General features: G+C 71.5%; 1 protein-coding gene. It reads left to right on the plus strand.

The genetic code is table 11. The features are described 5' to 3' along the window. A partial coding sequence (locus tag ON32_RS23295; RefSeq protein ID WP_040793158.1) for a SpnB-like Rossmann fold domain-containing protein occupies nucleotides 1–277 on the plus strand: 277 nt, incomplete at both ends.

Genomic DNA, 277 nt, shown 5'->3' on the forward strand with positions numbered 1-277 from the left:
TTGGTGGTGGTGACCACCGAGGGTGTGGGGGTGTTCGGTGAGGTTCCGGATCCGGTGGCGGCTGCGGTGTGGGGTTTGGTGCGCAGTGCCCAGTCGGAGCATCCGGGGCGGTTCGTTCTGGTCGACGAGGATGCGGCTCATCCGGTGGATGCGGTTCGGATCGCGGAGGTGGTGCGGTCGGCGGAGCCGCAGGTGGCGGTGCGTGGGGCGGAGCTTCGGGTTCCCCGGCTGACGCGGGTGCCGGTGTCGGAGAGCACCAGGGCGCGGGCTGTCGGGG

Origin of the sequence: Nocardia paucivorans NBRC 100373 (assembly GCF_000308675.1) — a bacterium.
Taxonomy (GTDB): domain Bacteria; phylum Actinomycetota; class Actinomycetes; order Mycobacteriales; family Mycobacteriaceae; genus Nocardia; species Nocardia paucivorans.